At 61.3% G+C, this 24,708-nt stretch carries 25 protein-coding genes; 6 read left to right on the top strand and 19 right to left on the bottom strand.

What is annotated here, in order from left to right:
• Positions 1-24: 24 nt before the first annotated feature.
• The 4 genes from Q4G24_RS10895 to Q4G24_RS10880 are packed head-to-tail and all read right to left on the bottom strand — an operon-like array spanning position 25 to position 6,079.
• Positions 25-1,083, bottom strand: coding sequence for an alpha/beta hydrolase (locus Q4G24_RS10895; RefSeq protein ID WP_303366563.1), 1,059 nt, complete (start codon positions 1,081-1,083; stop codon positions 25-27).
• Positions 1,084-1,088: 5 nt separating this feature from the next.
• Positions 1,089-2,204 (bottom strand): ABC transporter permease, encoded by a 1,116-nt coding sequence (locus Q4G24_RS10890; RefSeq protein ID WP_303366562.1) that lies wholly within the window; start codon positions 2,202-2,204, stop codon positions 1,089-1,091.
• Positions 2,205-2,210: 6 nt separating this feature from the next.
• Entirely contained in the window at positions 2,211-5,006 is a 2,796-nt protein-coding gene (gene rbbA / locus Q4G24_RS10885; RefSeq protein ID WP_303366561.1) for a ribosome-associated ATPase/putative transporter RbbA, read from the bottom strand.
• Between the two features lie 5 nt (positions 5,007-5,011).
• Entirely contained in the window at positions 5,012-6,079 is a 1,068-nt protein-coding gene (locus Q4G24_RS10880; RefSeq protein WP_303366560.1) for an HlyD family secretion protein, read from the bottom strand.
• A gap of 113 nt (positions 6,080-6,192) precedes the next feature.
• Here Q4G24_RS10880 and Q4G24_RS10875 point away from each other — a divergent pair, with 113 nt between their 5' ends.
• Entirely contained in the window at positions 6,193-6,780 is a 588-nt protein-coding gene (locus Q4G24_RS10875; protein ID WP_303366559.1) for a TetR/AcrR family transcriptional regulator, read from the top strand.
• Here Q4G24_RS10875 and Q4G24_RS10870 read toward each other — a convergent pair.
• Positions 6,777-7,247 carry a GNAT family N-acetyltransferase gene (locus Q4G24_RS10870; RefSeq protein ID WP_303366558.1) on the bottom strand — a complete coding sequence of 157 codons (471 nt, stop codon included), beginning with the start codon at positions 7,245-7,247 and terminating at the stop codon, positions 6,777-6,779. The genes Q4G24_RS10875 and Q4G24_RS10870 overlap by 4 nt on opposite strands.
• Complete coding sequence (locus tag Q4G24_RS10865; RefSeq protein WP_303366557.1) at positions 7,235-7,546, bottom strand: ETC complex I subunit; 312 nt, start codon at positions 7,544-7,546, stop codon at positions 7,235-7,237. The genes Q4G24_RS10870 and Q4G24_RS10865 overlap by 13 nt, the downstream gene beginning before the upstream one ends.
• A gap of 128 nt (positions 7,547-7,674) precedes the next feature.
• Between Q4G24_RS10865 and Q4G24_RS10860 the strand changes: the two genes are divergently transcribed.
• The 3 genes from Q4G24_RS10860 to Q4G24_RS10850 all read left to right on the top strand — a co-directional run bounded on the left by Q4G24_RS10860 (position 7,675) and on the right by Q4G24_RS10850 (position 10,712).
• Positions 7,675-8,181 carry a superoxide dismutase family protein gene (locus tag Q4G24_RS10860; RefSeq protein ID WP_303366556.1) on the top strand — a complete coding sequence of 169 codons (507 nt, stop codon included), beginning with the start codon at positions 7,675-7,677 and terminating at the stop codon, positions 8,179-8,181.
• A 73-nt stretch (positions 8,182-8,254) separates the two neighbouring features.
• Positions 8,255-10,438, top strand: coding sequence for an excinuclease ABC subunit UvrB (gene uvrB, locus Q4G24_RS10855; protein ID WP_303366555.1), 2,184 nt, complete (start codon positions 8,255-8,257; stop codon positions 10,436-10,438).
• A 4-nt stretch (positions 10,439-10,442) separates the two neighbouring features.
• Complete coding sequence (locus Q4G24_RS10850; RefSeq protein WP_303366554.1) at positions 10,443-10,712, top strand: hypothetical protein; 270 nt, start codon at positions 10,443-10,445, stop codon at positions 10,710-10,712.
• 84 nt (positions 10,713-10,796) lie between these two features.
• Here the strand turns inward: Q4G24_RS10850 and Q4G24_RS10845 are convergent, their stop codons facing one another.
• The 3 genes from Q4G24_RS10845 to Q4G24_RS10835 all read right to left on the bottom strand — a co-directional run bounded on the left by Q4G24_RS10845 (position 10,797) and on the right by Q4G24_RS10835 (position 12,181).
• Complete coding sequence (locus Q4G24_RS10845) at positions 10,797-11,072, bottom strand: I78 family peptidase inhibitor (RefSeq protein WP_303366553.1); 276 nt, start codon at positions 11,070-11,072, stop codon at positions 10,797-10,799.
• Positions 11,073-11,161: 89 nt separating this feature from the next.
• Positions 11,162-11,791: a ParA family partition ATPase gene (parA, locus tag Q4G24_RS10840; RefSeq protein ID WP_303366552.1), complete on the bottom strand. Its 630-nt coding sequence runs from the start codon at positions 11,789-11,791 to the stop codon at positions 11,162-11,164.
• 51 nt (positions 11,792-11,842) lie between these two features.
• Complete coding sequence (locus Q4G24_RS10835) at positions 11,843-12,181, bottom strand: antibiotic biosynthesis monooxygenase (RefSeq protein WP_303366551.1); 339 nt, start codon at positions 12,179-12,181, stop codon at positions 11,843-11,845.
• Positions 12,182-12,286: 105 nt separating this feature from the next.
• Here Q4G24_RS10835 and Q4G24_RS10830 point away from each other — a divergent pair, with 105 nt between their 5' ends.
• On the top strand, positions 12,287-13,333 hold the full coding sequence (locus tag Q4G24_RS10830; RefSeq protein WP_303366550.1) for a dipeptidase: 1,047 nt from the start codon (positions 12,287-12,289) through the stop codon (positions 13,331-13,333).
• Positions 13,334-13,343: 10 nt separating this feature from the next.
• On the opposite strand, the gene Q4G24_RS10825 is transcribed toward Q4G24_RS10830, so the two are convergent.
• From Q4G24_RS10825 to recA, 9 genes are all read right to left on the bottom strand, one after another.
• The gene (locus Q4G24_RS10825) at positions 13,344-14,009 is read right to left on the bottom strand and encodes a thiamine diphosphokinase (RefSeq protein WP_303366549.1); all 666 of its coding nucleotides are present in this window, start codon (positions 14,007-14,009) and stop codon (positions 13,344-13,346) included.
• Positions 14,006-14,221, bottom strand: coding sequence for a DUF2842 domain-containing protein (locus Q4G24_RS10820; protein WP_303366548.1), 216 nt, complete (start codon positions 14,219-14,221; stop codon positions 14,006-14,008). Before Q4G24_RS10820 ends, Q4G24_RS10825 begins: the two co-directional genes overlap by 4 nt.
• Positions 14,218-14,832, bottom strand: coding sequence for an NAD(P)H-dependent oxidoreductase (locus Q4G24_RS10815; RefSeq protein ID WP_303366547.1), 615 nt, complete (start codon positions 14,830-14,832; stop codon positions 14,218-14,220). Before Q4G24_RS10815 ends, Q4G24_RS10820 begins: the two co-directional genes overlap by 4 nt.
• The gene (locus Q4G24_RS10810; protein ID WP_303366546.1) at positions 14,832-16,124 is read right to left on the bottom strand and encodes an adenylosuccinate synthase; all 1,293 of its coding nucleotides are present in this window, start codon (positions 16,122-16,124) and stop codon (positions 14,832-14,834) included. Before Q4G24_RS10810 ends, Q4G24_RS10815 begins: the two co-directional genes overlap by 1 nt.
• 78 nt (positions 16,125-16,202) lie before the next feature.
• Positions 16,203-16,808, bottom strand: coding sequence for a cob(I)yrinic acid a,c-diamide adenosyltransferase (gene cobO / locus Q4G24_RS10805; protein WP_303366545.1), 606 nt, complete (start codon positions 16,806-16,808; stop codon positions 16,203-16,205).
• On the bottom strand, positions 16,805-17,599 hold the full coding sequence (locus Q4G24_RS10800; protein WP_303366544.1) for a class II glutamine amidotransferase: 795 nt from the start codon (positions 17,597-17,599) through the stop codon (positions 16,805-16,807). The genes cobO and Q4G24_RS10800 overlap by 4 nt, the downstream gene beginning before the upstream one ends.
• Before the next feature lie 66 nt (positions 17,600-17,665).
• Complete coding sequence (locus Q4G24_RS10795; RefSeq protein ID WP_303366543.1) at positions 17,666-18,022, bottom strand: hypothetical protein; 357 nt, start codon at positions 18,020-18,022, stop codon at positions 17,666-17,668.
• A gap of 45 nt (positions 18,023-18,067) precedes the next feature.
• A complete protein-coding gene (gene alaS / locus Q4G24_RS10790; RefSeq protein ID WP_303366542.1) occupies positions 18,068-20,719 on the bottom strand; it encodes an alanine--tRNA ligase in 2,652 nt (883 codons plus the stop codon).
• Between the two features lie 90 nt (positions 20,720-20,809).
• Entirely contained in the window at positions 20,810-21,856 is a 1,047-nt protein-coding gene (gene recA / locus Q4G24_RS10785) for a recombinase RecA (RefSeq protein WP_303366541.1), read from the bottom strand.
• 191 nt (positions 21,857-22,047) lie between these two features.
• Between recA and Q4G24_RS10780 the strand changes: the two genes are divergently transcribed.
• Positions 22,048-22,647 (top strand): hypothetical protein, encoded by a 600-nt coding sequence (locus tag Q4G24_RS10780; RefSeq protein WP_303366540.1) that lies wholly within the window; start codon positions 22,048-22,050, stop codon positions 22,645-22,647.
• Here Q4G24_RS10780 and Q4G24_RS10775 read toward each other — a convergent pair.
• Complete coding sequence (locus Q4G24_RS10775; protein ID WP_303366539.1) at positions 22,617-24,644, bottom strand: ATP-binding protein; 2,028 nt, start codon at positions 24,642-24,644, stop codon at positions 22,617-22,619. The two genes, Q4G24_RS10780 and Q4G24_RS10775, sit on opposite strands and share 31 nt — an antisense overlap.
• Positions 24,645-24,708 lie beyond the last annotated feature (64 nt).

The raw sequence follows: 24,708 nt of genomic DNA, 5'->3' as shown, positions 1-24,708 counted from the left end.
GCTGCCCCCTCTGGCGGCGCGGCCTTATTCCGCGATGGCCTGCCCCATGCGCTGCAATGTGACCCCAACCGTATCAAAGACAAAAGTGCCGGTCTGCTGCACCCCGCCCATCAGCGATTGCGGGCGGTGTTCCTCAAGGTCCGACAGGATGCCGGTCAGCCGCGCATAACGGTCATGGCCAATCGAATCGGCAGGAATCGCAGAAATATCGACGATCAGCACCCCGGTTTCCGCAGCCAGCGCCGTGGTGGCCGGGTCGCGGACATCCAGCCCACCCATGCGGCGACTGCCTGCCGAAATCCGTGACGATACAATCAGCGCCCGGTCGTCGGTCGCGGCCAGAACCGCAATCGGCTGCCGCATCCTGCCAATGATGCGGGTTTGTTCGCGGAACATATCCACATCAAGATCAGGCGCGACCAGCACAACCTCCAGCCGGTCCAGCACGTCACGACGCCCCTGAAGCGCAAGCTGGCGCAGGGCCTCCATCGTCAGGCGTCCTCCCATGCTATGCGCCATCAGCATCACCGGGCGCGGGCTGGCCTCTGCGCTCAGGATCAGCAACTCTGCCAGAGCCGAACGCGCGGAATCGGCCGCATCCTGATCGCCCAGATAATCCCCCAGCCGCGCCCCCGAGGGCCACGAGAACAGGATCGGATCACCCGGAATCCGGCTGTCAGCCGCCATTTGCGCGGCACGGAACAGGGCCTCCTGATGGCTGTGATTATAGCCATGAACGAAAATCCCGGCCCCACCCTGCGCCCGTATCCGCGCTGCGAAGGCCCGGCGGTCCAGCCCTTCGCGGGCGGTGGTCACGAAATGCTTTTCCGGATCGGGCGGGGTGCGGCCCGGCCATTCGATCTGCGCCGGAACATGGCCGGGTGGGATCGAGATGTCATAGCGCACAAACCCCATCGCAGACCCACGACCCGCCCCGTAATCGGCAGGATCGCTGCGGGTCGTGGCGGTCAGAACCGTGACCGTGCGCGCACCTGCCGGGGCCTGCACCGCAACCGGCTGTAACAGCTCTACACCCGGACGGGTTGCGCAGCCAGCAAGCGCCAGCGTCAGGATCAAAACCATCCGCCTCATCGCAAGAACCCCCGAAACCGAAGCAGCGCCAGCCAGAACAGCGCCGCGCCGATCATGGCAAGCGCGATGAATTGCGGCCAGACAATATCAAAGCCTGCCCCCCGGAACAGGATCGCCTGAGACAAGATGACAAAATGCGTGTTGGGCGCAGCCAGCATGATGAACTGCACCAGTTCGGGCATGGATTCGCGGGGTGTCATACCACCGGACAACATTTGCAGCGGCAGCAGAACCATAATCATCAGCAAACCGAATTGCGGCATCGTCCCCGCCGCCGTTGCAATAAAAATGCCCAGACAGGCCGAAGCCACGATCATCAGCACCGCACCGGCCATGAACAGCGGCACCGATCCCTGCACCGGCACTTTCAGCAGCATTTGCACCACCACCGCGATGGAAAAGCCCGAGGCCAGCAGAACCACCAGCCCCATGGACCAGATCTTCGACAGCATGATCTCGGTCACGGTTACGGGCATGACCAGCAGATGCTCGACCGTGCCATGTTCCTTTTCACGGATCAGCGCGGCGCCGGTCAGGATAATGGTCAGCATGGTGATCGACTGAATCACGCTGTTGATCGCCCCAAACCAGCCGCCATCCATGGTCGGGTTATAGCGCGCCCGCAAATCAAGCCCGACGGGCATTTCGACGGTGGTGCTGTGACCGGCCAGATAATCCCCGACCTCGCCCGAAACGATCTGCTGAATATAACCTGCACCGGTAAATGCCTGCGTCATACGCGTTGCATCCACATTCAACTGCACCGAAGGCCCATGCCCCGCCAGCAGGTCGCGCTCGAAATCCGGGGGAATGGTCAGCGAAAACGTGTCCATCCCGGCATCCATACGGGCATCGACCTGCCCCGTTCCGATCATCAGCGGCGGCATGAAATACGGTGCGGTAAAGCTGGCCGTGATCCGGCTGGAAAGCTGTGACTGATCTTCGTCCACAATCGAGATGGTCGCATTGGCCAGCCCGTCCGGCATCGTCTGCGCCGTCGTATAGACCGACAGGGTAAAGGAATACACAATCAGGATCAGCATGACCGGATCGCGCAGCAAACCGCGCAATTCCTTGATCCCAAGATGCAGGATGTTGTGCAGGTTCAGCATCGCCCCTTACCTCTCCTGCTTGCGCAAAAAGGCCGCCGCCAGCAGCAACAGCACCGGGGCCGCAAGCGCCAGCATCAGAAACGCCTGCCCAAGATCGGCAAAACCAAGCCCTTTGGAAAACACCCCGCGCGCGGCAATGATGAACCATGTCGCCGGGTAAACCTCACCAATGGCCCGCCCTGCACCTTGCAGCGAAGACACCGGATCAATCAGCCCGGAATATTGGGTGCCGGGAATCATCGTCAGCAGCGCCGTTGCAAACAGCGCCGCAATCTGGCTGGAGATGAACGAGGAAATCAGCAGGCCCATAGCCGTCGTCGCCAGCACATACAGCACCGCAGCCAGCACCAGCGCCGGCAGGCTTCCGGTCAGCGGCACACCGAACAGAAACACCGCGCAGGCCACCATCAGCGCAAAACTGACCATCGCCAGAACCGCATAGGGTGCCTGCTTTCCGATCAGAAACTCGGCCCGTGTCACCGGCGTGACATAGAAATTGATCATTGAGCCAAGTTCCTTTTCACGCACCACCGAAAGCGTGGCCAGCATCGCCGGGATCATCAGCAGCATCAGCGGGATCACCGCCGGAACGATGGCAATGATGCTTTTGACATCCGGGTTATAGCGATAGCGCAGGACCAGATCGAAGCTGCCCCGCACCCCGGCATCACCATAAAGTTCACGCATCTTGCGGGCCAGCCAGTCCGCGTGCATCCCCTGCACATAGCCCGCAACGGTTTCCGAACGGCTTGGGTTGGCGCCGTCGATCCAGGCCCCAATGGCAACATCATTGCCCCGCGCCACATCGCGGGCAAAACCGGGTGGAATCTCGATCGCCAGGCTAAGTTCACCCGAGCGCATCCGGGCGTCCAGCTCATCATAGCTGGCCAGTGGCGGGTGTTCGACGAAATAGCGCGATCCGGCAATATCCTGAATATAGTCACGGCTTTGCGTGGTCTGGTCACGATCCAGAACCGCGAATGACAGATCTTCGACATCGGTATTGATGCCGTAGCCGATCACCAGCATCAGCAGCAGACTGCCCACCAGCGCCATCGCCAGACGGATCGGATCACGTTGAAGTTGCAGGCTTTCCAACCGCGCATAGGACAGCATCCGGCGCAGACTGAACAGCCCGCCGGCATTGGCCACATGGGTTGATTTATCGGCGGCAACCAGAGCCGGGGCCATCGCACCCGTCTCTGGTTGCCGGTTCAGGGCCGCCCCCTCTGCGGCCCCGTCACGGCTGATCCCGGCATTCGGACCAGCCCCATCCGCAATAGCGTCTTCCAGATAGGCGATGAACGCATCCTCCAGCGTCTCTGCCCCTTTGCTTGCGGTGATCGCGGCGGCTGTATCGCTGACCAGCACCCGGCCAGCGTGCATCAGTGAAATGCGGTCACACCATGCCGCTTCGTTCATAAAATGGGTTGAAACGAAGATCGTCACCCCATCCTTGCGCGACAATTCGACAAGGATGCGCCAGAACCCGTCCCGCGCCACCGGATCAACACCCGAGGTCGGCTCATCCAGAATCAGGATCTCGGGCTTGTGGATCATCGCCACCGCCAGCGACAACCGCTGGCGCAAACCCAGCGGCAGGGCTTCCGGCAGGCTGTCCATGACCTCTGTCAGATCAAAGCGGCTGGCCATCTCATCAACGCGTGGGGGGATGCTGTCCGCAGACAGTCCGAACAACTGCCCATGCAGGACCAGATTCTGCCGGACCGTCAGTTCCGAATACAGCGAGAAAGCCTGCGTCATAAATCCGACCCGACGGCGGGTATCCATGTCAGACGCATCCACCTGATGCCCGAACAGCTCAGCGTGGCCCTCGGTTGGCTGCAACAGCCCGGTCAGCATCTTCATCGTCGTGGTTTTGCCGCAACCATTCGAGCCGAGGAAACCAAAGATTTCGCCCTTGGCAATCTGAAAGCTGACACGATCCACAGCGGTGAAATCACCAAAGCGCATGGTCAGATCATGCGCTTCGATGGCGATATTCCCGGCGGCTGCATCCAAAGGCGGGATCACCAGCGTCTTGTGTCCCGCCCGTTCCTGCTGCGGCAGCAAGGCGATAAAGGCCGCATCCAGATTATCGGTCCCGGTCCGCCCCAGCAATTCCGCCGTGGTGCCTGTCGCCAGCACCTGCCCGGCATTCATTGCCACAAGCCAATCAAAACGCGCCGCTTCTTCCATATAGGCGGTGGCGACAATCACGCTCATCTGCGGACGGTCGCGGCGAATATCGTCGATCAGCTCCCAGAATTGCCGTCGGGACAACGGGTCCACCCCTGTTGTCGGCTCATCAAGGATCAGGAAATCCGGGTCATGGATCAGCGCACAGATCAGCCCCAGTTTCTGCTTCATCCCGCCGGACAGCTTGGCGGCGGGACGATCCCGAAAAGCGGTCATTCCGGTTGCGGCCAGAAGGTCGCTGATCCGGCGCGCACGCTCGGCGGTATCATGGCCGAACAAGCGCCCGAAGAAATCGGCATTTTCGAACACCGACAGGGTTGGATATAGGTTTTTGCCCAATCCCTGCGGCATATAGGCGATACGCGGACAGATCGCACGACGATGTGCGGCGCTGCGCATGTCGCCGCCAAGCACGGTTATATTGCCCTGCTGCATCACCCGCGCCCCGGCCATCAGGGACAACAGGCTGGATTTCCCCACCCCGTCCGGGCCGATCAGCCCGATCATCCGTCCAGCAGGCAGCGACAGCGTGATGTCACGCAGCGCCTGAACCTTGCCATAGGATAGCGAAAGGCCCGAGATTTCGGCCACCAGCCCGGACATGGCGATTACTCAACGATATTCGACAAGGCGGCTGGCCATTCCGCCTGCGGGTCCAGTCTGACCCAAGCCATCCCCGGAAGGCCGGTTTTGACGTAATCGGAATATTTCCGCAGCAACTCGGGTTCGATCCGCGCCCGGATGCGGAACATCAGCTTTTCACGTTCTTCGGTGGTTTCTACGGTTTTCGGCGTAAACTGCGCCACATCCGCGACATAGGACACACTGGCCGGGATCACAAACTCCGGTGCCGCATCCATCACCAGCCGCACCTCGGACCCGACCTGCACCCGCCCTGCCTGCGAGGTCGGCAGGAAAAACGTCATGTAAACATCGGTCAGATCGACAAGGTTCAGGATACGCGCGCCCGCCGCGACGATTTCGCCTTCCTGCGCCACGCGATACTGCACCCGTGCATCACGGGTCGCATGCAGCGTAGCATCGTTGATCGAGGCCGTCACCACGTCAATCGCGGCCCGTGCCGCCTCGACCGCCGCTTCGGCATCCACGACCTGCGAACGGGCCGAGCCGACCCCGGCTTCGGCGGCGGCCACCGCGGCTTCTGCCGAGGCAAGCCCGGCCCGCGCCTGCCGGTCTGCGGCGCGGTCATCATCCAGCGTTTGCTGCGAAATCGTATTGTTGCGCACCAGCCGCTCGGAACGCAGCAGCCGCGTCGCAGCCGCATCCGACACCGCACGGGCCTGCTCAACCGAAGCTGCCGCTGCCGCAACCTGTGCTTCGGCCTGACGCAGCAGGCTGCCGGCGGTCTCGACCCCGATTTCGGCCCGGCGAAGCTGCGCTTCGGCCTGACGCTTCTGTGCATTCATCTGGATCACGTCCATCTGCACCAGAACGTCACCCTGAGCCACATTGTCGCCTTCGGCCACGGTAATCTTGTCGATACGCCCGCCGGACAGCGCCGCCACATTGATTTCTGTCGCCTCGATCCGACCATTCGCATTGGCAAAACCAGCAGGAACCGCCGATGAGGTCAGTCGCGATACAGCAAGGCCACCCATCATCGCAACCGCAGCGCCGACAGCGGCCCAAACCCATATTTTCCTGCGATCCACCATCACATCCCCCGGTTGCACCTGTCCACCGCGTCCTTGCCATGCACCTGCGCCCCAAGTCAACGACCGTTGTTCAGGCTGGCGAAACTTGTTTGCTGCTGTCATACAGGCCGCACATGACAGAAAGGCACAAGCTGATGGCAATTGCGGCACAAAGCGTCCCCGTTCCGGCCCGCGACCGGATTCTGGATGCCGCCATCCAGCGATTTGCCAACGCGGCCTATGCCGAGGTCAGCCTGCGCGACATTGCCGCCGATGCCCGCGCCGATGTGGCCTATGTCCACCGCAGCTTCGGATCAAAGGCGGAGCTGTTCCAGCAAGTGTTGCTGAAAGCCATGCGGAAGGACCGGCAGGACGGCCAGCCACAAGATTCCGAGGCGCTGATCGCTGATATTCTGGAACGCGCCCTGACCCCGCCCACGCCCGAGGATGAAAAGGCGCTATTTCTGAACATCGTCCTGCGGTCCTGCACCAGCGCCGAGCCGCGCAAGATCCTGCGCGAAATCGTATCGGAGCATTTGAACGGCTGCGCCACCGCGCTGGGCAGCACCGACCCGGCCCGCATCATGCTGGCCCATGGTCTCGTGTTCGGCTTTGTGTTGCAACGCTATGTGCTGGAAATGGACGCGCTGGCCGGGCTGGACAATGACAAGGCCGCCGCAATCCTGACTCAAGCCCTGCGTGATATTCTGCAAGACGGCTAAATGGCGCGGGTCATAAAGACGCTGTTCGGGTCCGGGCGGTAATCGCCAAAGGGCGGACATTCCGCAAAGCCCGCCCGCTGATACAGCGCACGGGCGGGCGCAAAGACGGGTTCCGCCCCGGTTTCCAGCCACAGCCGCGACATGCCCAAGGCGCGGGCATGGTCAATCAGGTGATCCAGCATGGCGCGGGACAAGCCCTGACCGCGATATTCGACCAGAACATGCATGGATTTCAATTCGCCCTGATCCGGCGACAAGTGCTTGAGTGCACCCATGGCCAACACCCGACCGTCACGGCGCAAGGAAAAGAAATCCACCCCCACCAGCGCGGCGCGGTCCAGCATATGCACTGATTCCGGCGGCGACGATTCGTGACAATGCCGGGCGTGACGGTCGATCACAAGATCAAGGTCGGCGGACAGCGGGTCATCCGGCCCGATCACATCGCCCGAAGTCAATGCGTCCATGGGGCGCGACGGTCAGTGGCGAAGTTCTCGCCATAGCCACGCGGGCGGATATTGGCGGCACGCTTGTGGCTGGTCAGAACCTCGGCCTCGATGCTGTTTTCCTTGGCATAGGCCAGCGCCTCATCCAGCGAACCGAACCGCAGCCGCACCTGCGACTGCGTGTCGTCGCTGCTGGTCCAGCCCATCAGCGGGTCAATATCGCGGGCGTCAGCGGCAGGAAAGTCCAGCACCCAGCCTTTGGTCTTGGCGGTGCCGGATTGCATGGCATTGCGGGCTGGCTGATAGATGCGGGCGCGCATGGGTGTTTCCCCTGATTTATGGTCCCCCGCGTTATCGCCAAAGCCGGGCCGCGTTTCAAGAGCCTTCACCGGAACCGTTCATGGCAAAGCGCGTTGACCCAGACATGCCAATGACAGGAGACCACGACATGCGCCACCTCGCACTGATCGCCGCCACTGCCCTTTTGGCCGGCCCCACCCTCGCCCAAACCGCCCCGGAAACGCTGCACGCCGTCGTTAACAACACCGAAGGCCAAGAGGTCGGGCAAGTCACCGCGGTTCCGACACCCTCGGGCGTGATGCACCTGACCATCATCCTGCATGATCTGCCGCGCGGCACCCATGCGGTGCATATCCACGAAACCGGCGCCTGCACCCCCGACTTTGGCGCAGCGGGCGGCCATTTGGCAGGCGACAAGGACCATGGCATCATGGCCGAAAACGGCCCGCATCCGGGGGATCTGCCCAATATCCACATCCCCGAATCCGGGGCGCTGTCGGTGGAATATTTCGTCACCGGCCTGACGGCGGATATGCTGATGGACGCAGACGGCTCGGCCTTCATGATTCACGAAGGCGCTGACGATTATGCCACCCAACCAACCGGGGACGCAGGCGGTCGCCTTGGCTGCGGTGTCTTTGCTGCGCAGAGCTAACCTCTTTTCAGCCCTTGCAATGGGCCGTGGCTCAACCACATAACGGAACGAACCCGAAACGTGGGAATCCGCCATGGCTCATAACAACACCAATGCCCCCGGCCCGCTGCTGCCCGAACAGATCCGCCCCAAGCTGGAGGGCGGCAAGCGTTTTGTCATGCACAGCGAGTTTCAGGCCGCAGGCGACCAGCCGACCGCGATTGTCGAACTGTCGCAAGGCGTCCGCGATGGCGAGCGCGATCAGGTGTTGCTTGGCGCGACCGGTACCGGCAAAACCTTCACCATGGCCAAGGTCATCGAGGAAACCCAACGCCCGGCCATCATCCTTGCCCCGAACAAGACCCTTGCCGCGCAGCTTTATGGCGAGATGAAGGGGTTTTTCCCCGAAAACGCCGTCGAATATTTCGTCAGCTATTACGACTATTATCAGCCCGAAGCCTATGTGCCGCGCAGCGATACCTATATCGAGAAGGAAAGCCAGATCAACGAGGCCATCGACCGGATGCGCCATTCGGCCACGCGGGCACTGCTGGAACGCGACGATGTGATTATTGTGGCCTCGGTCTCCTGCATCTACGGCATCGGCTCGGTCGAAACCTATTCGGCCATGACGCAGGATATGGTCGTAGGGCAAAGCTATGACCAGCGCGAGTTTCTGGGTCAGCTTGTCGCACAGCAATACCGCCGCCTTGACGCGGCCTTTCAGCGCGGCGGTTTTCGGGTGCGCGGCGATCTGGTCGAGGTCTGGCCCGCCCACCTTGAAGATCGCGCATGGCGGTTCAGCTTTTTCGGCAATGAGCTGGAAAGCATCACCGAGTTCGACCCGCTGACCGGCGCGCGCGAGGGCGATTATCAGCAGATCCGTATCTATGCCAACAGCCATTACGTCACCCCGCGCCCGACGCTGAATCAGGCGATCAAGGGCATCCGCAAAGAGCTGACCCACCGGCTGAAACAATTCACCGACGAGGGCAAGCTGCTGGAGGCGCAACGGCTGGAACAGCGCACCAATTTCGACCTTGAGATGCTGGAGGCCACCGGCGTCTGCAACGGGATCGAAAACTATTCCCGCTATCTGACCGGCCGCGCCCCCGGCGAGCCGCCCCCTACCCTGTTCGAGTTCATCCCGGACAATGCCATTGTTTTCGCCGACGAATCCCATGTCAGCGTGCCGCAGATCGGCGGCATGTATCGCGGCGACTTCCGGCGCAAATCGACGCTGGCGGAACATGGCTTCCGCCTGCCAAGCTGTATGGACAACCGCCCGCTGAAGTTCGAGGAATGGGACGCAATGCGCCCGCAATCGGTCTTTGTCAGCGCCACCCCCGCGCAATGGGAAATGGACCAGACCGGCGGCATCTTTACCGAACAGATCATCCGTCCCACCGGGCTTCTGGACCCGGTGGTGGAAATCCGCCCGGTCGAAATGCAGGTCGATGATCTGGTCGATGAAATCCGCAAGGTCGCAGCCGCCGGAATGCGCACGCTGGCCACCGTTCTGACCAAGCGCATGGCCGAGGATCTGACCGAATATCTGCACGAACAGGGCATCCGCGTGCGCTATATGCACAGCGACATCGACACGATCGAACGCATTGAAATCCTGCGCGATTTGCGGCTTGGGGCTTTTGATGTTCTGGTCGGCATCAACCTGCTGCGCGAAGGGCTGGACATCCCGGAATGTGGCCTTGTCGCCATTCTGGACGCGGACAAGGAAGGCTTCCTGCGCTCGGAAACCTCGCTGATCCAGACCATTGGCCGGGCCGCGCGTAACGCGGATGGCCGGGTTATCATGTATGCCGACAAAATCACCGGCAGCATGGAACGCGCGCTGGCTGAAACCGAACGCCGCCGCGCCAAGCAGATGGCCTATAACGAAGAACACGGCATCACGCCCCAGACGGTGCGCAAGAATGTCGATGACGTGCTGGCCGGGCTGTGGCAGGGCGACACCGACCAGTCGCGCATTACGGCCACCGTCGATAAGCCCATGGTGGGCGCCAATCTTGCCGCGCATCTGGACGCGCTGCGGGTGCAAATGCGCAAAGCCGCCGAAAACCTTGAGTTCGAAGAAGCCGCCCGGCTGCGCGATGAGGTCAAGCGGCTGGAGGCCGTGGAACTTGCCGTTTCCGACGACCCGCTGGCCCGCCAGTCCGAAATCGAGGATGCCGTGGAAACCGCAACCAAAGCCCGCGGTCGCTCAACCGCAGGCCGCGCTGGTCAGCGCGGCGGCACCAAACGATCAAAGCGCCGGTGATCCGATGAAATACAGCCTGATCCTCGCAGCCCTTGCAACCAGCGCCGCCGCCTCATCACCCGAGGCGTGGGATACATGGCGGCAAGAGGTCGCCACAACCTGCCTCGCCGCCCTGCCTGACGGGCAAATCGCCGCAATTCAGGTCAACCCATGGGGCAGCGAAAGTTATGGTGCGGCCATCCTCGACCTGCCCAGCGGAGAACGCCTTGTCTGCATCTTCGACAAACGCAGCAAAGCGGCGGAACTCACCGCGCCCTTTGCCCCGGCAGACTGACCTGCCCATCTTTTGTCCCCAAATATCCCCGCCGGAGGCATCCGACGGGGACAGCATCACATCCGGTCCCGCAAAGCGCCTGGATCAGCCACAGCTCACATTAACCAGCTTGCCGGTGCGGTCATATTCAAAATTGATCCGCGACGGGCTATAGTCCTTCGTTACCGGCTCGCCCGTGCGATAGTGACGAAGTTCCAGCCCGGCGGGAATGGTGATCTCGGGCGAACGCTCACCCACATATTGCTGGAACGGCGCGGCATCACATTGCGCGGGTTCTGGCACCGACACCTCAACTTCGGGTTCGGCACAAGCCGCCAGCAAGGGCGCAGCGGCAATCAGGGTCAGAATGGCGGGTTTCATGTCGAATCTCCTTGTTCTGAACGACACCCGCCAACGCAGCACCGTGGCGGGGGTTTCCGCCGATGGGTGCCACCAGCGGAAAGCTGCCGTCAGAACCGCGCCAGCACCAGATCCGTCAGCGCCTCGATCTCGGCCCGCGCGGCCCCCTTCGGCCCCTCGGCAACGCCCGCACCACGGCCAAGCGTCTCGGCATAGGCCACGCGGTTTGCGATCTGCACCGGCGCCACCTCGGCCTCCAGTGCCGCCGCCCCTTCGGCCACCTCTCCCGCCAGCCGCGTATTCGGGCGGGTGCGGTTCAGCACCACCAGACAGTCGCGCTTTTCGCGCCGCGCAAGATCCAGCACGCCCTCGGTCGCCCATAGATCCACATGGCTGCTGGCCACCGGCACAAGCACCAGATCCGCCACCCGCAAGGCCGGGCGCAGGTCGCTGTCGATCTTGGGCGGGGTGTCGATCAGTACCACATCGAACCGCTTGGCCAGCTTCTCCGATTCATAAGACGCCCCCCATGCCGAAGATGTCGAGAACTCCAACCCCTCATCCTCGCCCCGCACGGCCATCCGTTCCATGAACCAGCGGCCCATACTGCCCTGCGGGTCGGTATCGACCAGCGCCACGCGCAGCCCCCGCGCCCGCAACGCAACCGCCAGATTGACCGCCAGCGTAGTCTTGCCCGAGCCGCCCTTCTGCTGCGCAATCGTCAGGATATGTCCGGCCATAACGCCCCCCTACCGCTTTCGCTGCATTGCAGCATAAGCCAAGCCAGCGCGCTAGTGGAAATTGCCGCCCTGATCGTGAACCGAAGCCAGCTCATACATCACCGGCTCGAAACTGCGGCACATGCCATGGATCACCTTGTTGCGCTCTCGCATTTCTGGCGTGCGCAGCATCGCCTTGTAATCATTGCGATCCTGCCATTGTGAATAGGTTGCAATCCGGGTCTGCGCATCATTCACATGAATCGCCCCGGAAATATAACCGGGCTGTCGGCTGATGACCTCGGCATAGGCCGCTTCCAGTGCATCCAGCACATCCTGAACCGTGCCGGGCGTCACCTCAAAGGTGCAGATGACGGTCTGACCTGAAAAATCTGCGCGAATCTCGGGCATTGGCTCCTCCTTTATGGCTGTGGCCAGCTTGGCACGAATCCGGCGACAGGCAAAGCCTTGCCCGCACCACGCGCCGGGTCCAATAGTGCCGGAAAGGAGATTGCGATGATTCCCATTTTCGACGGCCACAATGATTTCCTGCAACGCATGGTGGATGCAGGCCCGAACCGTGACCAGCTTTGGCTGAAAGGCGACGGCCACGGCCATCTGGACCTGCCCCGGATGCAGGCGGGCGGCATGGCGGGCGGGTTCTTCGCCATCTGGACCCCGATGCAGGACGGCGACATCGGCGGCAACTGGATGGAAATGATGGCCGAGCCGCCCTTCTCGGTGCCGCTGCCCCGCCCCATCGACGCCCCCGAAGCCCTGCCCGGCGCATTGGCGCAGGCCGCCAATCTGCTGGCGATGGAGCGCACCGGCACGCTGTCAATCTGCCGCAGCGTTGCCGACATCCGCGACGCCATGGCTGCAAACCGCATCGCTGCAATCCTGCATATCGAAGGCGCCGAACCCATTGCCGACCTTGACGCGCTGCATGTCTGGCATGCGATTGGCCTGCGCTCGCTGGGTCCGGTCTGGTCGCGCAGCACGCGCTATGCCCATGGCGTGCCTTTTGCCTTCCCATCCTCGCCCGACACCGGCGACGGGCTGACGGATGCAGGCCGCGACCTGATCCGTGAATGTAACAGCCTGAAAATCATGGTCGATCTGTCGCATTTGAACGAAAAGGGCTTCTGGGACGTGGCCCGGCTGTCCGATGCGCCGCTGGTCGCCAGCCACTCGAACGCCCATGCAATCTGCCCAAGCTCGCGCAACCTGACCGACGATCAGCTTGCCGCGATCCGCAACAGCGGCGGGCTGGTCGGGCTGAACTATGCGGTGAACTTCCTGGTTCCCAATGGCTCGCGCCACCCGTTCGAAGGCTTTGCCCCCATGCTGCACCAGCTTGACCACCTGCTGAACGCCTTGGGCGAAGATGGCGTGGCGCTCGGCTCGGATTATGACGGTGCGACCATGCCCGCCGATCTCAGCGATGCATCAAAACTGCAAGAGCTGATCGCCGCCATGTTGCCCCACTACGGCGAGGCCCTGACCCGCAAGATTGCCCATGAAAACTGGCTGAACCTGCTGGCCCGCACATGGGGGCAATAATCTTTTGTCCCTAAATATCCCCGCCGGAGGCATCCGCCAGTGCCGCAAGCACCAAGGCCAGCCATCGGCGGGATAACATCACCAGCATTGGCCCCTGAAGGGTCAGATCAACCGGGCCGAGCGTCTGGTTTGACGTGCCGATGACCTCATCCGGCGCAAAGCCGATACCGTCAATTGGCCAGCGCAGCCCGTGGCTTTCCCCACGCGCCGCGCCCATCGGAAACAGCGACAGCCGCTCACCCGCAGGCAGCGGCAGGCGCAGCCGGGGTGGTGCCAGAAAGCACAGATCTTCCCCCGCGATCATCACCGCCGCAGGGCCGACCCGCCGCGCCATGACCGACAGCGCCGCAAGCTGATGGTCCAGCCGCTGCCCGGAAAACCCCACCGCAATCACGAAAGGCGCGTCGATCCGCGACAGGCATTTCTCGAAATCGGTGCTGGCTTGTTCGGGAATATGATGCACCTGCGCAATCTGCGCCCGCGCCACATCCGAGACCGAATCCAGATCCCCGATCACCGCCGCAGGCACCTGCCCCAAAGCCAATGCCTGATCCGCGCCGCCATCAGCAGCGACCAGAAGCGGGGCGAACCCAAGCGCCTCTGCCAGCTCATCCGCCGCGACCGCGCCGCCGCCGATCAGCGTCACCCCGGCCTTGCTGCGGACCAGCGCGGTCATTCCTCGCCGCGGCCGACGCCCATGAACACCCGCTTGAACGGCAGCACCCATGCAAAGGCCAGCACGATATATAGCAGCAGTTCCAGCCAGACCGGCAGCCGCCCGAAACGGTCATCAATCCACGCCAGCAGCCACCATGCGCCAACAATATACAGTGGCAGCCAGACCAGCAGCAGCACCAAAGACCAGCGTTTGCGCGTTTTCAAATTCATGGAACAATCCTTTCCGGTCGCCGCAGGCCCGCAGCCGAGGTAGCAGCCCGCAGCAGCCTTTGCGTCCAGCGCCGCATATGACGTTCCGCCCCACCCCGGCGGACAGTTGCAAAATAATGGATGCGTAGCGGATGAAAGCCGCAAAAGCCCAAGACTTGCCGGCACAACCTGCGCTCCATCGGGTTGCCCCACAGCCAGCGCAGCACCGGCGCGGGCGTGTCCCCGGTCACGATCACATCTGCTGAACGCCCCGCCATCAGCCGGTCCCATAACGGGCTTTTCGGGCGATAGCGGAACAGCCTGCCAGGCAGGAAAATCCGCTCGATCATGCCCTTGACCAAGGCCGGTTCCGCACCCCACCACATCGGCCAGGCCATGACCAGATGATCGGCAGCAATGATCGCATCCTGAAGCGCCTGCAAGTCAGACTCCAATGCCTGCGGCTCGGCATAACCACGCCGCAGGATCGGATCAAAGGTCAGATCGCGCAAAGCAATCCGCGTAACCTCTGCCCCCTCGGGCAGTGCAGCCTGATAGATGTCCAGCAGATGTGCCGTCAGCCGCCCGGAATCGGGATGGCCGTCGATCAGCAGGACACGCAGACCAGCCATCAATCCGCGAACGGATCGGTGACAAGGATGGTGTCATCGCGTTCCGGACTGGTCGAAAGCAGCGCAACCGGGCATTGGATCAGTTCCTCGATCCGGCGCACATATTTGATCGCCGCCGCAGGCAGGTCTGCCCAAGACCGCGCCCCTTCGGTCGATTCCGTCCAGCCCTCGATTTCCTCATAGACCGGCACCGCACGGGCTTGCAGCGCGGCGGCCGTGGGCAGGTAATCGTAATGCTGGCCATCCACGGTGTAGCCGGTGCAGATTTTCAGGGTCTCGAACCCGTCCAACACGTCCAGCTTTGTCAGCGCAATGCCGTTCACGCCGGAAATCGCGCAAGTCTGACGCACCAGTGCCGCATCAAACCAGCCGCAGCGGCGCTTGCGCCCGGTAACGGTGCCGAACTCATGCCCGCGTTCACCAAGGCGCTGGCCGGTCTCGTCCTCCAACTCGGTCGGGAACGGGCCGGAACCAACCCGCGTCGTGTAAGCCTTCACGATTCCAAGCACATAACCAATCGCCCCCGGCCCCATGCCGGTGCCGCTGGCAGCCATGCCCGACATGGTGGTTGAACTGGTCACATAAGGATAAGTGCCGAAGTCAATGTCCAGAAGGCTGCCCTGTGCGCCTTCGAACAGGATGCGCTTGCCCGATTTGCGGGCGTCATTCATCACCTTCCAGACCGGCTGCGCATAAGGCAGCAGTTTGGGGGCAATCTCCAGCAACTTGGCCCGCAGCGCAGCCCGGTCGATCGGTTCCGCACCAAGCCCCTGCCGCAGCGGGTCGTGATGCGCCAGCAACCGGTCAAGGCGCTGATCCAGTGTTTCCGCATCCGCAAGATCAGCCACGCGAATGGTGCGCCGCCCGACCTTATCTTCATAAGCCGGACCGATACCGCGCCCGGTGGTGCCGATTTTCGAGGCCCCCGCAGCCTCCTCGCGCAAGCGATCCAGATCCTGATGCAGCGGCAGGATCAACGGCGTATTCTCGGCAATCATCAGGTTGTCGGTGGAAATCGCTACGCCCTGCGCCGCCAGCTTGTCGATCTCGGTGAACAGCGCCCAAGGGTCCAGAACCACACCATTGCCGATCACCGCGATCTTGCCCTGACGCACAATCCCCGAGGGCAGCAGCGACAGCTTATAGACCTGATTGCCGATCACCAGCGTATGCCCGGCGTTATGCCCCCCCTGAAACCGCGCGATCACATCGGCACGCTCGGACAGCCAATCCACGATTTTGCCCTTGCCCTCATCGCCCCACTGAGCGCCGACAACCACCACATTCGCCATATCCGGCCCCTCTCATTTTGCCGTGATCGTCTATAATCGCCAAGCCCCGCAGGGGAAAGCCCATTCGCACCCCGCAGGTCAGAACTCGATCCCCGGTTGTGCCTTGATCCCGGCGCGAAACGGGTGCTTGACGGCAGCAATCTCGCTGACCAGATCCGCAATTTCGATCAGCTCGGGCTTGGCATTGCGGCCGGTCAGGATCACATGGGTCATTTCGGGCTTTTCGTCGCGCAGAAAGGCCATGACCTCATGCACATCCAGATAATCATAGCGCAGCGCGATGTTGATTTCATCCAGCAGCACCAGCCGGATACGCGGATCACGGATCAGCTCCTTGGCCTTTTCCCACGCCCGTGCAGCAGCCGCCACATCCCGGTCGCGGTCCTGTGTTTCCCAGGTAAAGCCTTCGCCCATCACGAAAATCTGGCACTGATCCGCAAAATGCTCACGCAGGACACGAGCCTCGCCGCTGTCCCATGCCCCCTTGATGAACTGCACCACTGCGCAGGGCATCTCATGCCCAATCGCCCGCAGAACCATGCCAAAGCCGGACGAGGATTTCCCCTTGCCCGGCCCAGTATGAACCACGATCAGCCCTTTTTCACCGGTCTTTTCGACCATCATCTTGTCGCGGGCGGCTTTGATTTTGGCCTTTTTCTCGGCGTGGCGCGCGGTATCGGTCATGCGGCAACCTCGGTTAATGCGGGGGCAAAGGGGGTGACGCTGACCTGCCGGCCCTCGAACACGCAGAAGGAACCGGCAGGGATTTCGGACCAATCGGCCTCATCCTGCTCCAGCGGTTCGGATACAACGGCCCGCCCGCCGCGACTGTCGGACCAGCGATGAAACAGCGTCGGCGCGGCATCATCGCTGGCATAGCGGATCGCGTAAAGCCGCTGGCCATCCGAAAACGCTGCGGTCAGCCGCACATAGGGCAATTCGCCCCGCGCACGGGCAAGGCCCTCAAACCGCGCCGCCGTCCGCGCCATCGCCCCCTGCGGGTCATGGTCCAGCCCATCGGCCACGGCAGCCAGAAAAAACGCCTCGCTGTCAGTCGCCCCCTTGCGGTGTTCGTAAAGATCGTCAGGGATCAGCATTTCCGCGTGCCGCCGCCAATGATGAAAGCCGCCGAATTGGCCATTGTGCATGAAGCTCCAGCGGCCAAAGGTAAACGGGTGGCAATTGTTGCGGCTGGTTGCCGTTCCGGTCGAGGCGCGAACATGTGCCATGAACAGCCCGGATTTCACGCTTTCGGTCAGGCTGCGCAAGTTCGGGTCGGACCACGCAGGCATCACATCGCGGTAAAGGCCGGGTTCCGGGCGATGCGCATACCACGCCACCCCGAACCCATCCGCATTGACCGGCGTGTGGCAGCGCCGTGCCCCGATGGATTGCCGCACCAGCGAGTGACCGGGCTTGCTGACGATATCCTCCAGAAAGATCGGCACCCCAATGTAAGCTGCCCAACGGCACATGACCCTGCCTCGCTATATTGGCCCGGCAGGACTCCGCCGGGCCGATGACCTTATGTCGTTCTCATCTTATTCCGTTGCCATCATCGTGACGATATCAGCCAGCATCTTGCAAACCGCCGCCTCATCGGTGCCGTCCTGCGCGGCAATATCCGCCAGCGAGATGCGCTCCGCCTGACCATCACCGGCGATCCCCTGACGGCCCATCGCCTCAACCGCGTCGCCTTTGGCCGCATCGCTGACCGGCAGCCGGGTCAGCAGCTTATCCTGAGCCGCCACCGCAGTCGCCGCGCTGTAACCCTTGCCCGCGCAATAGGTCAGCAGCCCCTTTTGATTCCGCTCGACCAGATAGCGGTCGGGGTCTTGCGCATGAGCCAAGCCTGCCGCCAAAATCACAGCGGCACCAAATGAAACGCTCTTAATCATCTGTTTTCTTCTGTTTTTCCATCCACAGAGTAGCACAAGGGTTCTTCACCCCACCAACAGCGATTCCACCGCAGCAATCGCCGCCGCCTCATCTGTCAGTGCAGGCGCACCGCCCTGCGCACGATCCGGGCGACCACCGCCGCCCTTGCCGCCCAAAGCCTCAACTGCCGCGCGGACCATATCCACGGCGCTGAGCCGTTCGGTCAGATCAGGCGTCACGCCCGCCGCAACTGTCGCCTTGCCATCGGTTTCCGCCAGCACCAGCACTGCGCCCGATCCAAGCCGTGCCTTCATCTCATCGACCAGCGCGCCGACCTCTTTGCCCGACAGCCCGTCCACCCGGTTCGAGATAAAGCTGATGCCACCAATCTGCCGTGCCTCGCCCGCGCCAGTACCGCCCATCGTCAGTTCCCGGCGAAGCTGCGCAACCTCGTTTTGCAGGGCCTTGCGTTCATCGGCCAGCGCCTTGACCCGGCCTGCGACATCTCCCGACTGCGCCTTCAGAAGCCCTGCAATCTGTGCAAGCTCCGCATCCGCCGCCCGCAAATGCGCCAGCGCCACTGACCCGGTCAGCGCCTCGATCCGACGCACCCCGGCACTGGAAGCGCTGTCGCCAAGCAACACGAAAGCCCCAATGTCGCCGGTCCGCGACACATGGGTGCCGCCGCAGAGCTCCAGACTATAGGTCCGCTGGTCAGCCCCCTTGCCGGAACCATCCTGCCGCCCCATCGAGACGACCCGAACTTCATCGCCATATTTCTCGCCAAACAGCGCCTGCGCACCCAAGGCGCGTGCATCATCCGGCGTCATGATCCGGGTTTCAACCGGCGTATTCTGGCGGATATAGTCATTCACCTCGGCTTCGATACCGGCAAGTTCCTCGGCACTGAGCGCCTTGCCATGGCTGAAATCGAACCGCAGCCGGTCATCCGCATTCAAGCTGCCGCGCTGCGCAACATGCTCACCCAAAGCCTGACGCAGCGCCTCATGCAGCAGGTGCGTGGCCGAATGGTTCGCCCGAATAGCCGTCCGCCGCGCATGATCGACCGAAAGGATCGCGCCCTGACCACGTTCAATATGGCCCTCTGTCACCTCGGCAAAATGGATAAACAGGCCGCCTTGTTTCTTGGTGTCCGTCACCCGCGCCGCGCCGGTTTCAGTCTTGACCAGCCCGGTATCCCCCACCTGACCACCGCTTTCAGCATAGAACGGCGACTGGTTCACCACGATCTGAACCTGCTGGCCTTGTTCGGCCCGCGCGATTTCCGCACCCGCGGCAACCAGCGACAGGATGGCCCCTTCGGCCTGCTCATTGTCATAGCCCAGGAACTCGGTGCTGCCGTGTTTTTCCGCCAGATCGAACCAGATTGCCGCATCCGCCGTCTCGCCCGAACCAGCCCAAGCCGCCCGCGCCTTGGCTTTTTGCTCAGCCATAGCCGCGTCAAACCCGGCCACCTCAACACCACGCCCCTGTTCGCGCAGCGCATCCTGCGTCAGATCCAGCGGGAAGCCGTAAGTATCATAAAGTTTGAACGCCGCCTCACCGGGCAGATCGGCCCCTTCCGGCAGGCGCGCAACCTCATCCGTCAGCAGGCGCAGGCCCCGGTCCAGCGTTTGCCGGAAGCGGGTTTCCTCGCCTCGCAGCGTTTCCTCAATCATCGCCTGACCACGCACCAGCTCAGGATAGGCATCGCCCATCTGACGCACCAGCGCCGGCACCAGTTTATGCATCACCGGATCTTGCGCGCCAAGCATATGCGCATGACGCATTGCCCGCCGCATGATCCTGCGCAGCACATAGCCGCGCCCCTCATTCGATGGCATCACACCATCGGCAATCAGGAACGAGGTCGAACGCAGGTGATCCGCGATCACCCGATGATGCACCTTGCCATCACCATCCGGGGCGCCATCGGTTACATTGGCGCTGGCCTCGATCAAGCTGCGCATCAGATCGGTGTCATAATTGTCATGCTTGCCTTGCAGCAGCGCACCGATCCGTTCCAGCCCCATACCAGTGTCAATCGAGGGGTTCGGCAGGTCTTTCATGCTGCCATCCTCGAACTGCTCGAACTGCATGAAAACGAGGTTCCAGATCTCGATGAAGCGGTCGCCATCCTCATCCGCCGAACCCGGAGGGCCGCCCCAGATATGGTCGCCATGATCGTAAAAGATCTCGGTGCAGGGGCCACAAGGGCCAGTCGGTCCCATCTGCCAGAAATTGTCGCTGGTCGGGATCCGAATAATCCGATCATCGGTCAGCCCCGCAACCTTCTTCCAGATCGTCGCAGCCTCCTCATCCGTGTGATACACTGTGACCAGTAGCTTATCCTTGGGAATACCAAAATCCCGGGTCAGCAACTCCCATGCAAAAGGGATCGCCTGTTCCTTGAAATAGTCGCCAAAGCTGAAATTGCCCAGCATTTCAAAGAAGGTATGATGGCGGGCGGTATAGCCTACATTGTCAAGATCATTGTGCTTGCCCCCGGCCCGCACGCATTTCTGCGCCGTCGTCGCCCGGTCATAGGCACCGCTTTCGACGCCCGTAAAACGGTTCTTGAACTGCACCATCCCCGAATTGGTGAACATCAGCGTCGGATCATTGCGCGGAACCAAGGGGCTGGACGGCACGATCTGATGGCCATTGCGGGCAAAGAAATCCAAGAAGGTGGATCGGATATCGTTCAGACTGGCCATGTCAATTCCCTTCGGCTGCGGCAGGATCAGGGCATATCGCTGCGTCGCCCCGGCGTAAAGCGGGGATATGCCCCGCTTTACGCCAGACAATCATTCTTCGGTCAGATCATCGTCCTCGTTTTCGCTTGCCGCAAAATCAAGCCCGTGGCTGGCGCGGATCTTATCCTCGATTTCCAAGGCTTTTTCCGGGTTCGACCGAAGAAACTGTTTAGCGTTTTCACGCCCTTGGCCGATCCGCTCATCCCCGTAGGAATACCAGGCGCCAGACTTCTCGACCACGCCGGCCTTCACCCCAAGGTCGATCAACTCGCCGACCTTGCTGATCCCCTCACCATACATGATATCGAACTCAACCTGCCGGAAGGGTGGCGCGACCTTATTCTTGACCACTTTCACCCGTGTCGAGTTCCCCACCACCTCATCCCGATCCTTGATCGAGCCAGTGCGGCGGATATCCAGACGAACCGAAGCATAAAACTTCAGCGCATTACCGCCCGTCGTGGTTTCCGGGTTGCCGAACATGACGCCAATCTTCATCCGAATCTGGTTGATGAAAATGACCATACAGTTACTGCGCCCGATGCTGGCCGTCAGCTTGCGCATCGCCTGGCTCATCAAACGGGCCTGAGAACCCATTTGCATGTCACCCATATCGCCCTCAATTTCAGATTTCGGGGTCAGCGCAGCAACCGAATCAACCACCACCAGACTGACTGCGCCTGAGCGCACCAGCGTATCGACGATCTCCAGCGCCTGCTCACCCGTATCAGGCTGCGAAATCAGCAATTCATCAAGGTTGACCCCAAGCCGCTTGGCATATTGGGGATCAAGCGCGTGTTCAGCGTCCACAAAGGCACAAACGCCGCCTTTTTTCTGTTCCTCCGCCACGACATGAAGCGTCAACGTGGTTTTGCCTGAGCTTTCCGGGCCGAAAACCTCAATGATTCGTCCCTTGGGAAGCCCCCCAATGCCCAGCGCAATATCAAGCCCCAGAGAGCCGGTCGAAGTGGCCTCAATCTCTGCCACGGGGTTATCAGCCCCCAGCTTCATGATTGAACCTTTGCCGAACTGACGCTCGATCTGCGCAAGCGCGCTGTCCAAAGCTTTCTGGCGGTCTGCTGATGTTTTATTCGTCATCGCCTGTCTCCGTTGGGTGGCGGGCGGCACCGCCGTGTTCCTGTCTTGTTCCATATGCCCCATCACCCCTCCCGACGCAAGAGTGAAGCAGCTTACCCTTTTGACTTTACCCCCAAAGAGTAAAGGAAAGGTTTACAGCCCCCCAAAAATCTCGCTAACAGACCGTGACTGGAACGAATGAAGGCACGCTCATGCTGATTTTCTGGGAACCCCGACTGGTTTTTCTGGCAACCCCGAAAGCCGGCTCAACAGCCGTGCAAGTTGCGCTGGAATCTCTGGCAAGCGTTGCCGTAGATCGGCCAGCTCCTTTGAAACATGCTGATTCCGAGACATTCCATCGCCACATCCTGCCTTGGTTGAATGCAACCGCAGGAGAGAGCTTCACCACTGTTGCCTTGATGCGCGAACCTGTAAGCTGGCTGGCAAGCTGGTATCGGTTCCTGTTGCGCGACGATGCCGAGAACACTGATCATCCGATGGCGAATTGCAGCTTTGACCGGTTCGCGCAAGATTATTGCGCGGGTCAGGCCACCCATATCCGTAGCATTCAGCCCCAATCCGCCTTTCTTGGAACAAGTCCGCATCGGGTCAACCGCATTTTCCGTTATGAAGACATTGATCGGTTCACCCATTTCCTTGAAGACAGGCTGGATTGTGTCATCAACCTGCCACGCATCAACGTGCCGCCAAGTGTCGATGTCAGCCTGAGCGAACAGACGCGCAGGCAGCTGGAGATGAAAATGGCGGATGATATGAACCTTTACGCCACGCTTGCAGAGACGGCAGGCTGATCGCTGCCGAAATGCTGACTGACGGTTGCAACCAAATCCGCCAAAGAAAATGGTTTGGCCAGAAAAATCGCGTTGGGAACGGGATGGTTCCCGTTCGAAAACACATCCTCGGCATAGCCTGACATAAAAATGACCGGAGTGTTCGGGCGATCCCGCAAGGCGCGACGCACCCAGCTTGGGCCATCCAGCCCCGGCATGACGACATCCGTCAAGAACCCGTCAAACTGCATACGGTCATCTTGCAATATCTGCAAAGCAACCTCGGCATTTTCGGCTTCGACCACCTCAAACCCTTTCAGGCGCAAGGCCCGCGAGGCAAAGGCCCGCACCGGGGCTTCATCCTCGACCAGCAGCAGGCGCCCGGTGCGCAACCCTGATGAGGTCATCGCAGGAGGTGGCACCACAGCAGGCGGTTCGATTTGCCCCGATTGTGCAGGAAACAGCAGATCAAAGCGCGTTCCCTGACCCGGCGTGCTGTCGCAAAAGATATAGCCGCCCGTTTGCTTGACGATCCCGTAAGCCGTTGAAAGACCAAGCCCCGTCCCCTCGCCAACCTTCTTGGTCGTGAAGAAAGGCTCAAAAATCTTTTCGGCCACTTCTGCGCTCATACCGCAACCATTATCCGAAACGCTGACCCGGACATATTGCCCCTGCGGCAGCTTCACCGCCCCTTGCGCATTGTTGATTTCAGCATTTTCAGTGCGAATATTGATCTGGCCACCCATGGGCATGGCATCACGCGCATTAACCACAAGATTCATAATGACCTGTTCCAACTGACGACGGTCAGCCCGAACAGGGCTGAGTCCCGGATCATGCTCAAGCGTCAAGGAAACCCGCTCTCCAACAAGGCGGTTCAGCAGATGGGTCAGATCTGCCATGATATCACACAGATCCAGCATAGCTGGCTTTAGCGTCTGTTTGCGAGAAAAAGCCAGCAATTGCCCCACCAGACTGGCAGCGCGATTCGCGTTCTGACTGATCTGATCCAAGTCCGCATAGTCCGGGTCATGTTTATCGTGACGCAGCATCAGCAAGTCACAATGGCCCGAAATGGCCGTCAGCAAATTATTGAAATCATGCGCAACACCGCCCGCAAGCTGGCCAATCGCCTGCATTTTCTGGCTTTGCACGAATTGCGCCTCAAGTGTGCGCAGCTCGCTGGTATCAGAAAGCACCGCCAGCAAACCGTCGCTGCTGCGTGACAGCGCGATGCGCAAGTGCTGGTCTTGACTGCGACGACGGTGCAGAACTTCGGCACGGCCATCACCATGACCACGCAAAACCTCGGCAACCCAATCGGTAACAGGACGGCCAAGCCCGTCGAACAGGTCGGATAACAGCGGCTCTCCCTCCAGCACGCCGACAAGTGGAGTCGCAGCCTTGTTACTGGCCGTAATACGCCCTTCAGGCGACAGACGCAGCAGGGCAACCGGCAAAAGATCAAAGTCACTTTCCACGCCCCTGCCCGCTTCGGCAGCGGTTAAAATCAGGCGGGTCGTGCCATCTTCGTCCATGCGGCAAGCTGTCAGGCGCGCACCATCGGCCAACATCAACTGCGCTTGCAGGGATGCACCCGCCCGGCGCGCAAGCAGAGGAATTTCAGCATCAGGGTTGGCAAGCTGCTGCCCGAAGGCCAGAGCCAAAGGACGCCCCGTCAAATCAGAAAACTGCTGTTCTGCGGACGGATTTTGCGCAAACACCCTGCCGTCACGATCCAGCAACCACGCGGGCTCCGCCACATCCATCAGCCCTGGCAACATCGCCTTTAACCGGCGCCTTTGCCGTTGCGCCCGCCATATCGCCTGAATCGACAGCACCCCGCCCAATGCATACCAGGCACATGCAACCACCGTCGCCAGCACAGCAAATCGTGCCTGCGCCAGATCGGGCATGACCATCAACAGCAGCCCACCGACTACCGCTGGCAACATCAGCACCGGCAACAACCAATATCCACGCGAAGGCGGAGAATCGAGGCGTTCGGCAAGAAGCATTTAGCACCATTTCAGAATCATTGCTGAATTCAGCCCTAGCACCAAAACCTTAACGACGGGTTAA

This window comes from Paracoccus sp. (in: a-proteobacteria), from assembly GCF_030538695.1.
Taxonomy (GTDB): domain Bacteria; phylum Pseudomonadota; class Alphaproteobacteria; order Rhodobacterales; family Rhodobacteraceae; genus Paracoccus.
Note: the sequence above shows the minus strand (reverse complement) of the source record. Positions and strands in the feature narration are given on the sequence as shown.

Excerpts from the sequence above, each read along its gene's own strand:
- Q4G24_RS10895 (WP_303366563.1), bottom strand. The coding sequence starts at position 1,083 with ATGGTTTTGATCCTGACGCTGGCGCTTGCTGGCTGCGCAACCCGTCCG.
- Q4G24_RS10890 (WP_303366562.1), bottom strand. The coding sequence starts at position 2,204 with ATGCTGAACCTGCACAACATCCTGCATCTTGGGATCAAGGAATTGCGC.
- rbbA (WP_303366561.1), bottom strand. The coding sequence starts at position 5,006 with ATGTCCGGGCTGGTGGCCGAAATCTCGGGCCTTTCGCTATCCTATGGC.
- Q4G24_RS10880 (WP_303366560.1), bottom strand. The coding sequence starts at position 6,079 with ATGGTGGATCGCAGGAAAATATGGGTTTGGGCCGCTGTCGGCGCTGCG.
- Q4G24_RS10875 (WP_303366559.1), top strand. The coding sequence starts at position 6,193 with ATGACAGAAAGGCACAAGCTGATGGCAATTGCGGCACAAAGCGTCCCC.
- Q4G24_RS10870 (WP_303366558.1), bottom strand. The coding sequence starts at position 7,247 with ATGGACGCATTGACTTCGGGCGATGTGATCGGGCCGGATGACCCGCTG.
- Q4G24_RS10865 (WP_303366557.1), bottom strand. The coding sequence starts at position 7,546 with ATGCGCGCCCGCATCTATCAGCCAGCCCGCAATGCCATGCAATCCGGC.
- Q4G24_RS10860 (WP_303366556.1), top strand. The coding sequence starts at position 7,675 with ATGCGCCACCTCGCACTGATCGCCGCCACTGCCCTTTTGGCCGGCCCC.
- uvrB (WP_303366555.1), top strand. The coding sequence starts at position 8,255 with ATGGCTCATAACAACACCAATGCCCCCGGCCCGCTGCTGCCCGAACAG.
- Q4G24_RS10850 (WP_303366554.1), top strand. The coding sequence starts at position 10,443 with ATGAAATACAGCCTGATCCTCGCAGCCCTTGCAACCAGCGCCGCCGCC.
- Q4G24_RS10845 (WP_303366553.1), bottom strand. The coding sequence starts at position 11,072 with ATGAAACCCGCCATTCTGACCCTGATTGCCGCTGCGCCCTTGCTGGCG.
- parA (WP_303366552.1), bottom strand. The coding sequence starts at position 11,791 with ATGGCCGGACATATCCTGACGATTGCGCAGCAGAAGGGCGGCTCGGGC.
- Q4G24_RS10835 (WP_303366551.1), bottom strand. The coding sequence starts at position 12,181 with ATGCCCGAGATTCGCGCAGATTTTTCAGGTCAGACCGTCATCTGCACC.
- Q4G24_RS10830 (WP_303366550.1), top strand. The coding sequence starts at position 12,287 with ATGATTCCCATTTTCGACGGCCACAATGATTTCCTGCAACGCATGGTG.
- Q4G24_RS10825 (WP_303366549.1), bottom strand. The coding sequence starts at position 14,009 with ATGACCGCGCTGGTCCGCAGCAAGGCCGGGGTGACGCTGATCGGCGGC.
- Q4G24_RS10820 (WP_303366548.1), bottom strand. The coding sequence starts at position 14,221 with ATGAATTTGAAAACGCGCAAACGCTGGTCTTTGGTGCTGCTGCTGGTC.
- Q4G24_RS10815 (WP_303366547.1), bottom strand. The coding sequence starts at position 14,832 with ATGGCTGGTCTGCGTGTCCTGCTGATCGACGGCCATCCCGATTCCGGG.
- Q4G24_RS10810 (WP_303366546.1), bottom strand. The coding sequence starts at position 16,124 with ATGGCGAATGTGGTGGTTGTCGGCGCTCAGTGGGGCGATGAGGGCAAG.
- cobO (WP_303366545.1), bottom strand. The coding sequence starts at position 16,808 with ATGACCGATACCGCGCGCCACGCCGAGAAAAAGGCCAAAATCAAAGCC.
- Q4G24_RS10800 (WP_303366544.1), bottom strand. The coding sequence starts at position 17,599 with ATGTGCCGTTGGGCAGCTTACATTGGGGTGCCGATCTTTCTGGAGGAT.
- Q4G24_RS10795 (WP_303366543.1), bottom strand. The coding sequence starts at position 18,022 with ATGATTAAGAGCGTTTCATTTGGTGCCGCTGTGATTTTGGCGGCAGGC.
- alaS (WP_303366542.1), bottom strand. The coding sequence starts at position 20,719 with ATGGCCAGTCTGAACGATATCCGATCCACCTTCTTGGATTTCTTTGCC.
- recA (WP_303366541.1), bottom strand. The coding sequence starts at position 21,856 with ATGACGAATAAAACATCAGCAGACCGCCAGAAAGCTTTGGACAGCGCG.
- Q4G24_RS10780 (WP_303366540.1), top strand. The coding sequence starts at position 22,048 with ATGCTGATTTTCTGGGAACCCCGACTGGTTTTTCTGGCAACCCCGAAA.
- Q4G24_RS10775 (WP_303366539.1), bottom strand. The coding sequence starts at position 24,644 with ATGCTTCTTGCCGAACGCCTCGATTCTCCGCCTTCGCGTGGATATTGG.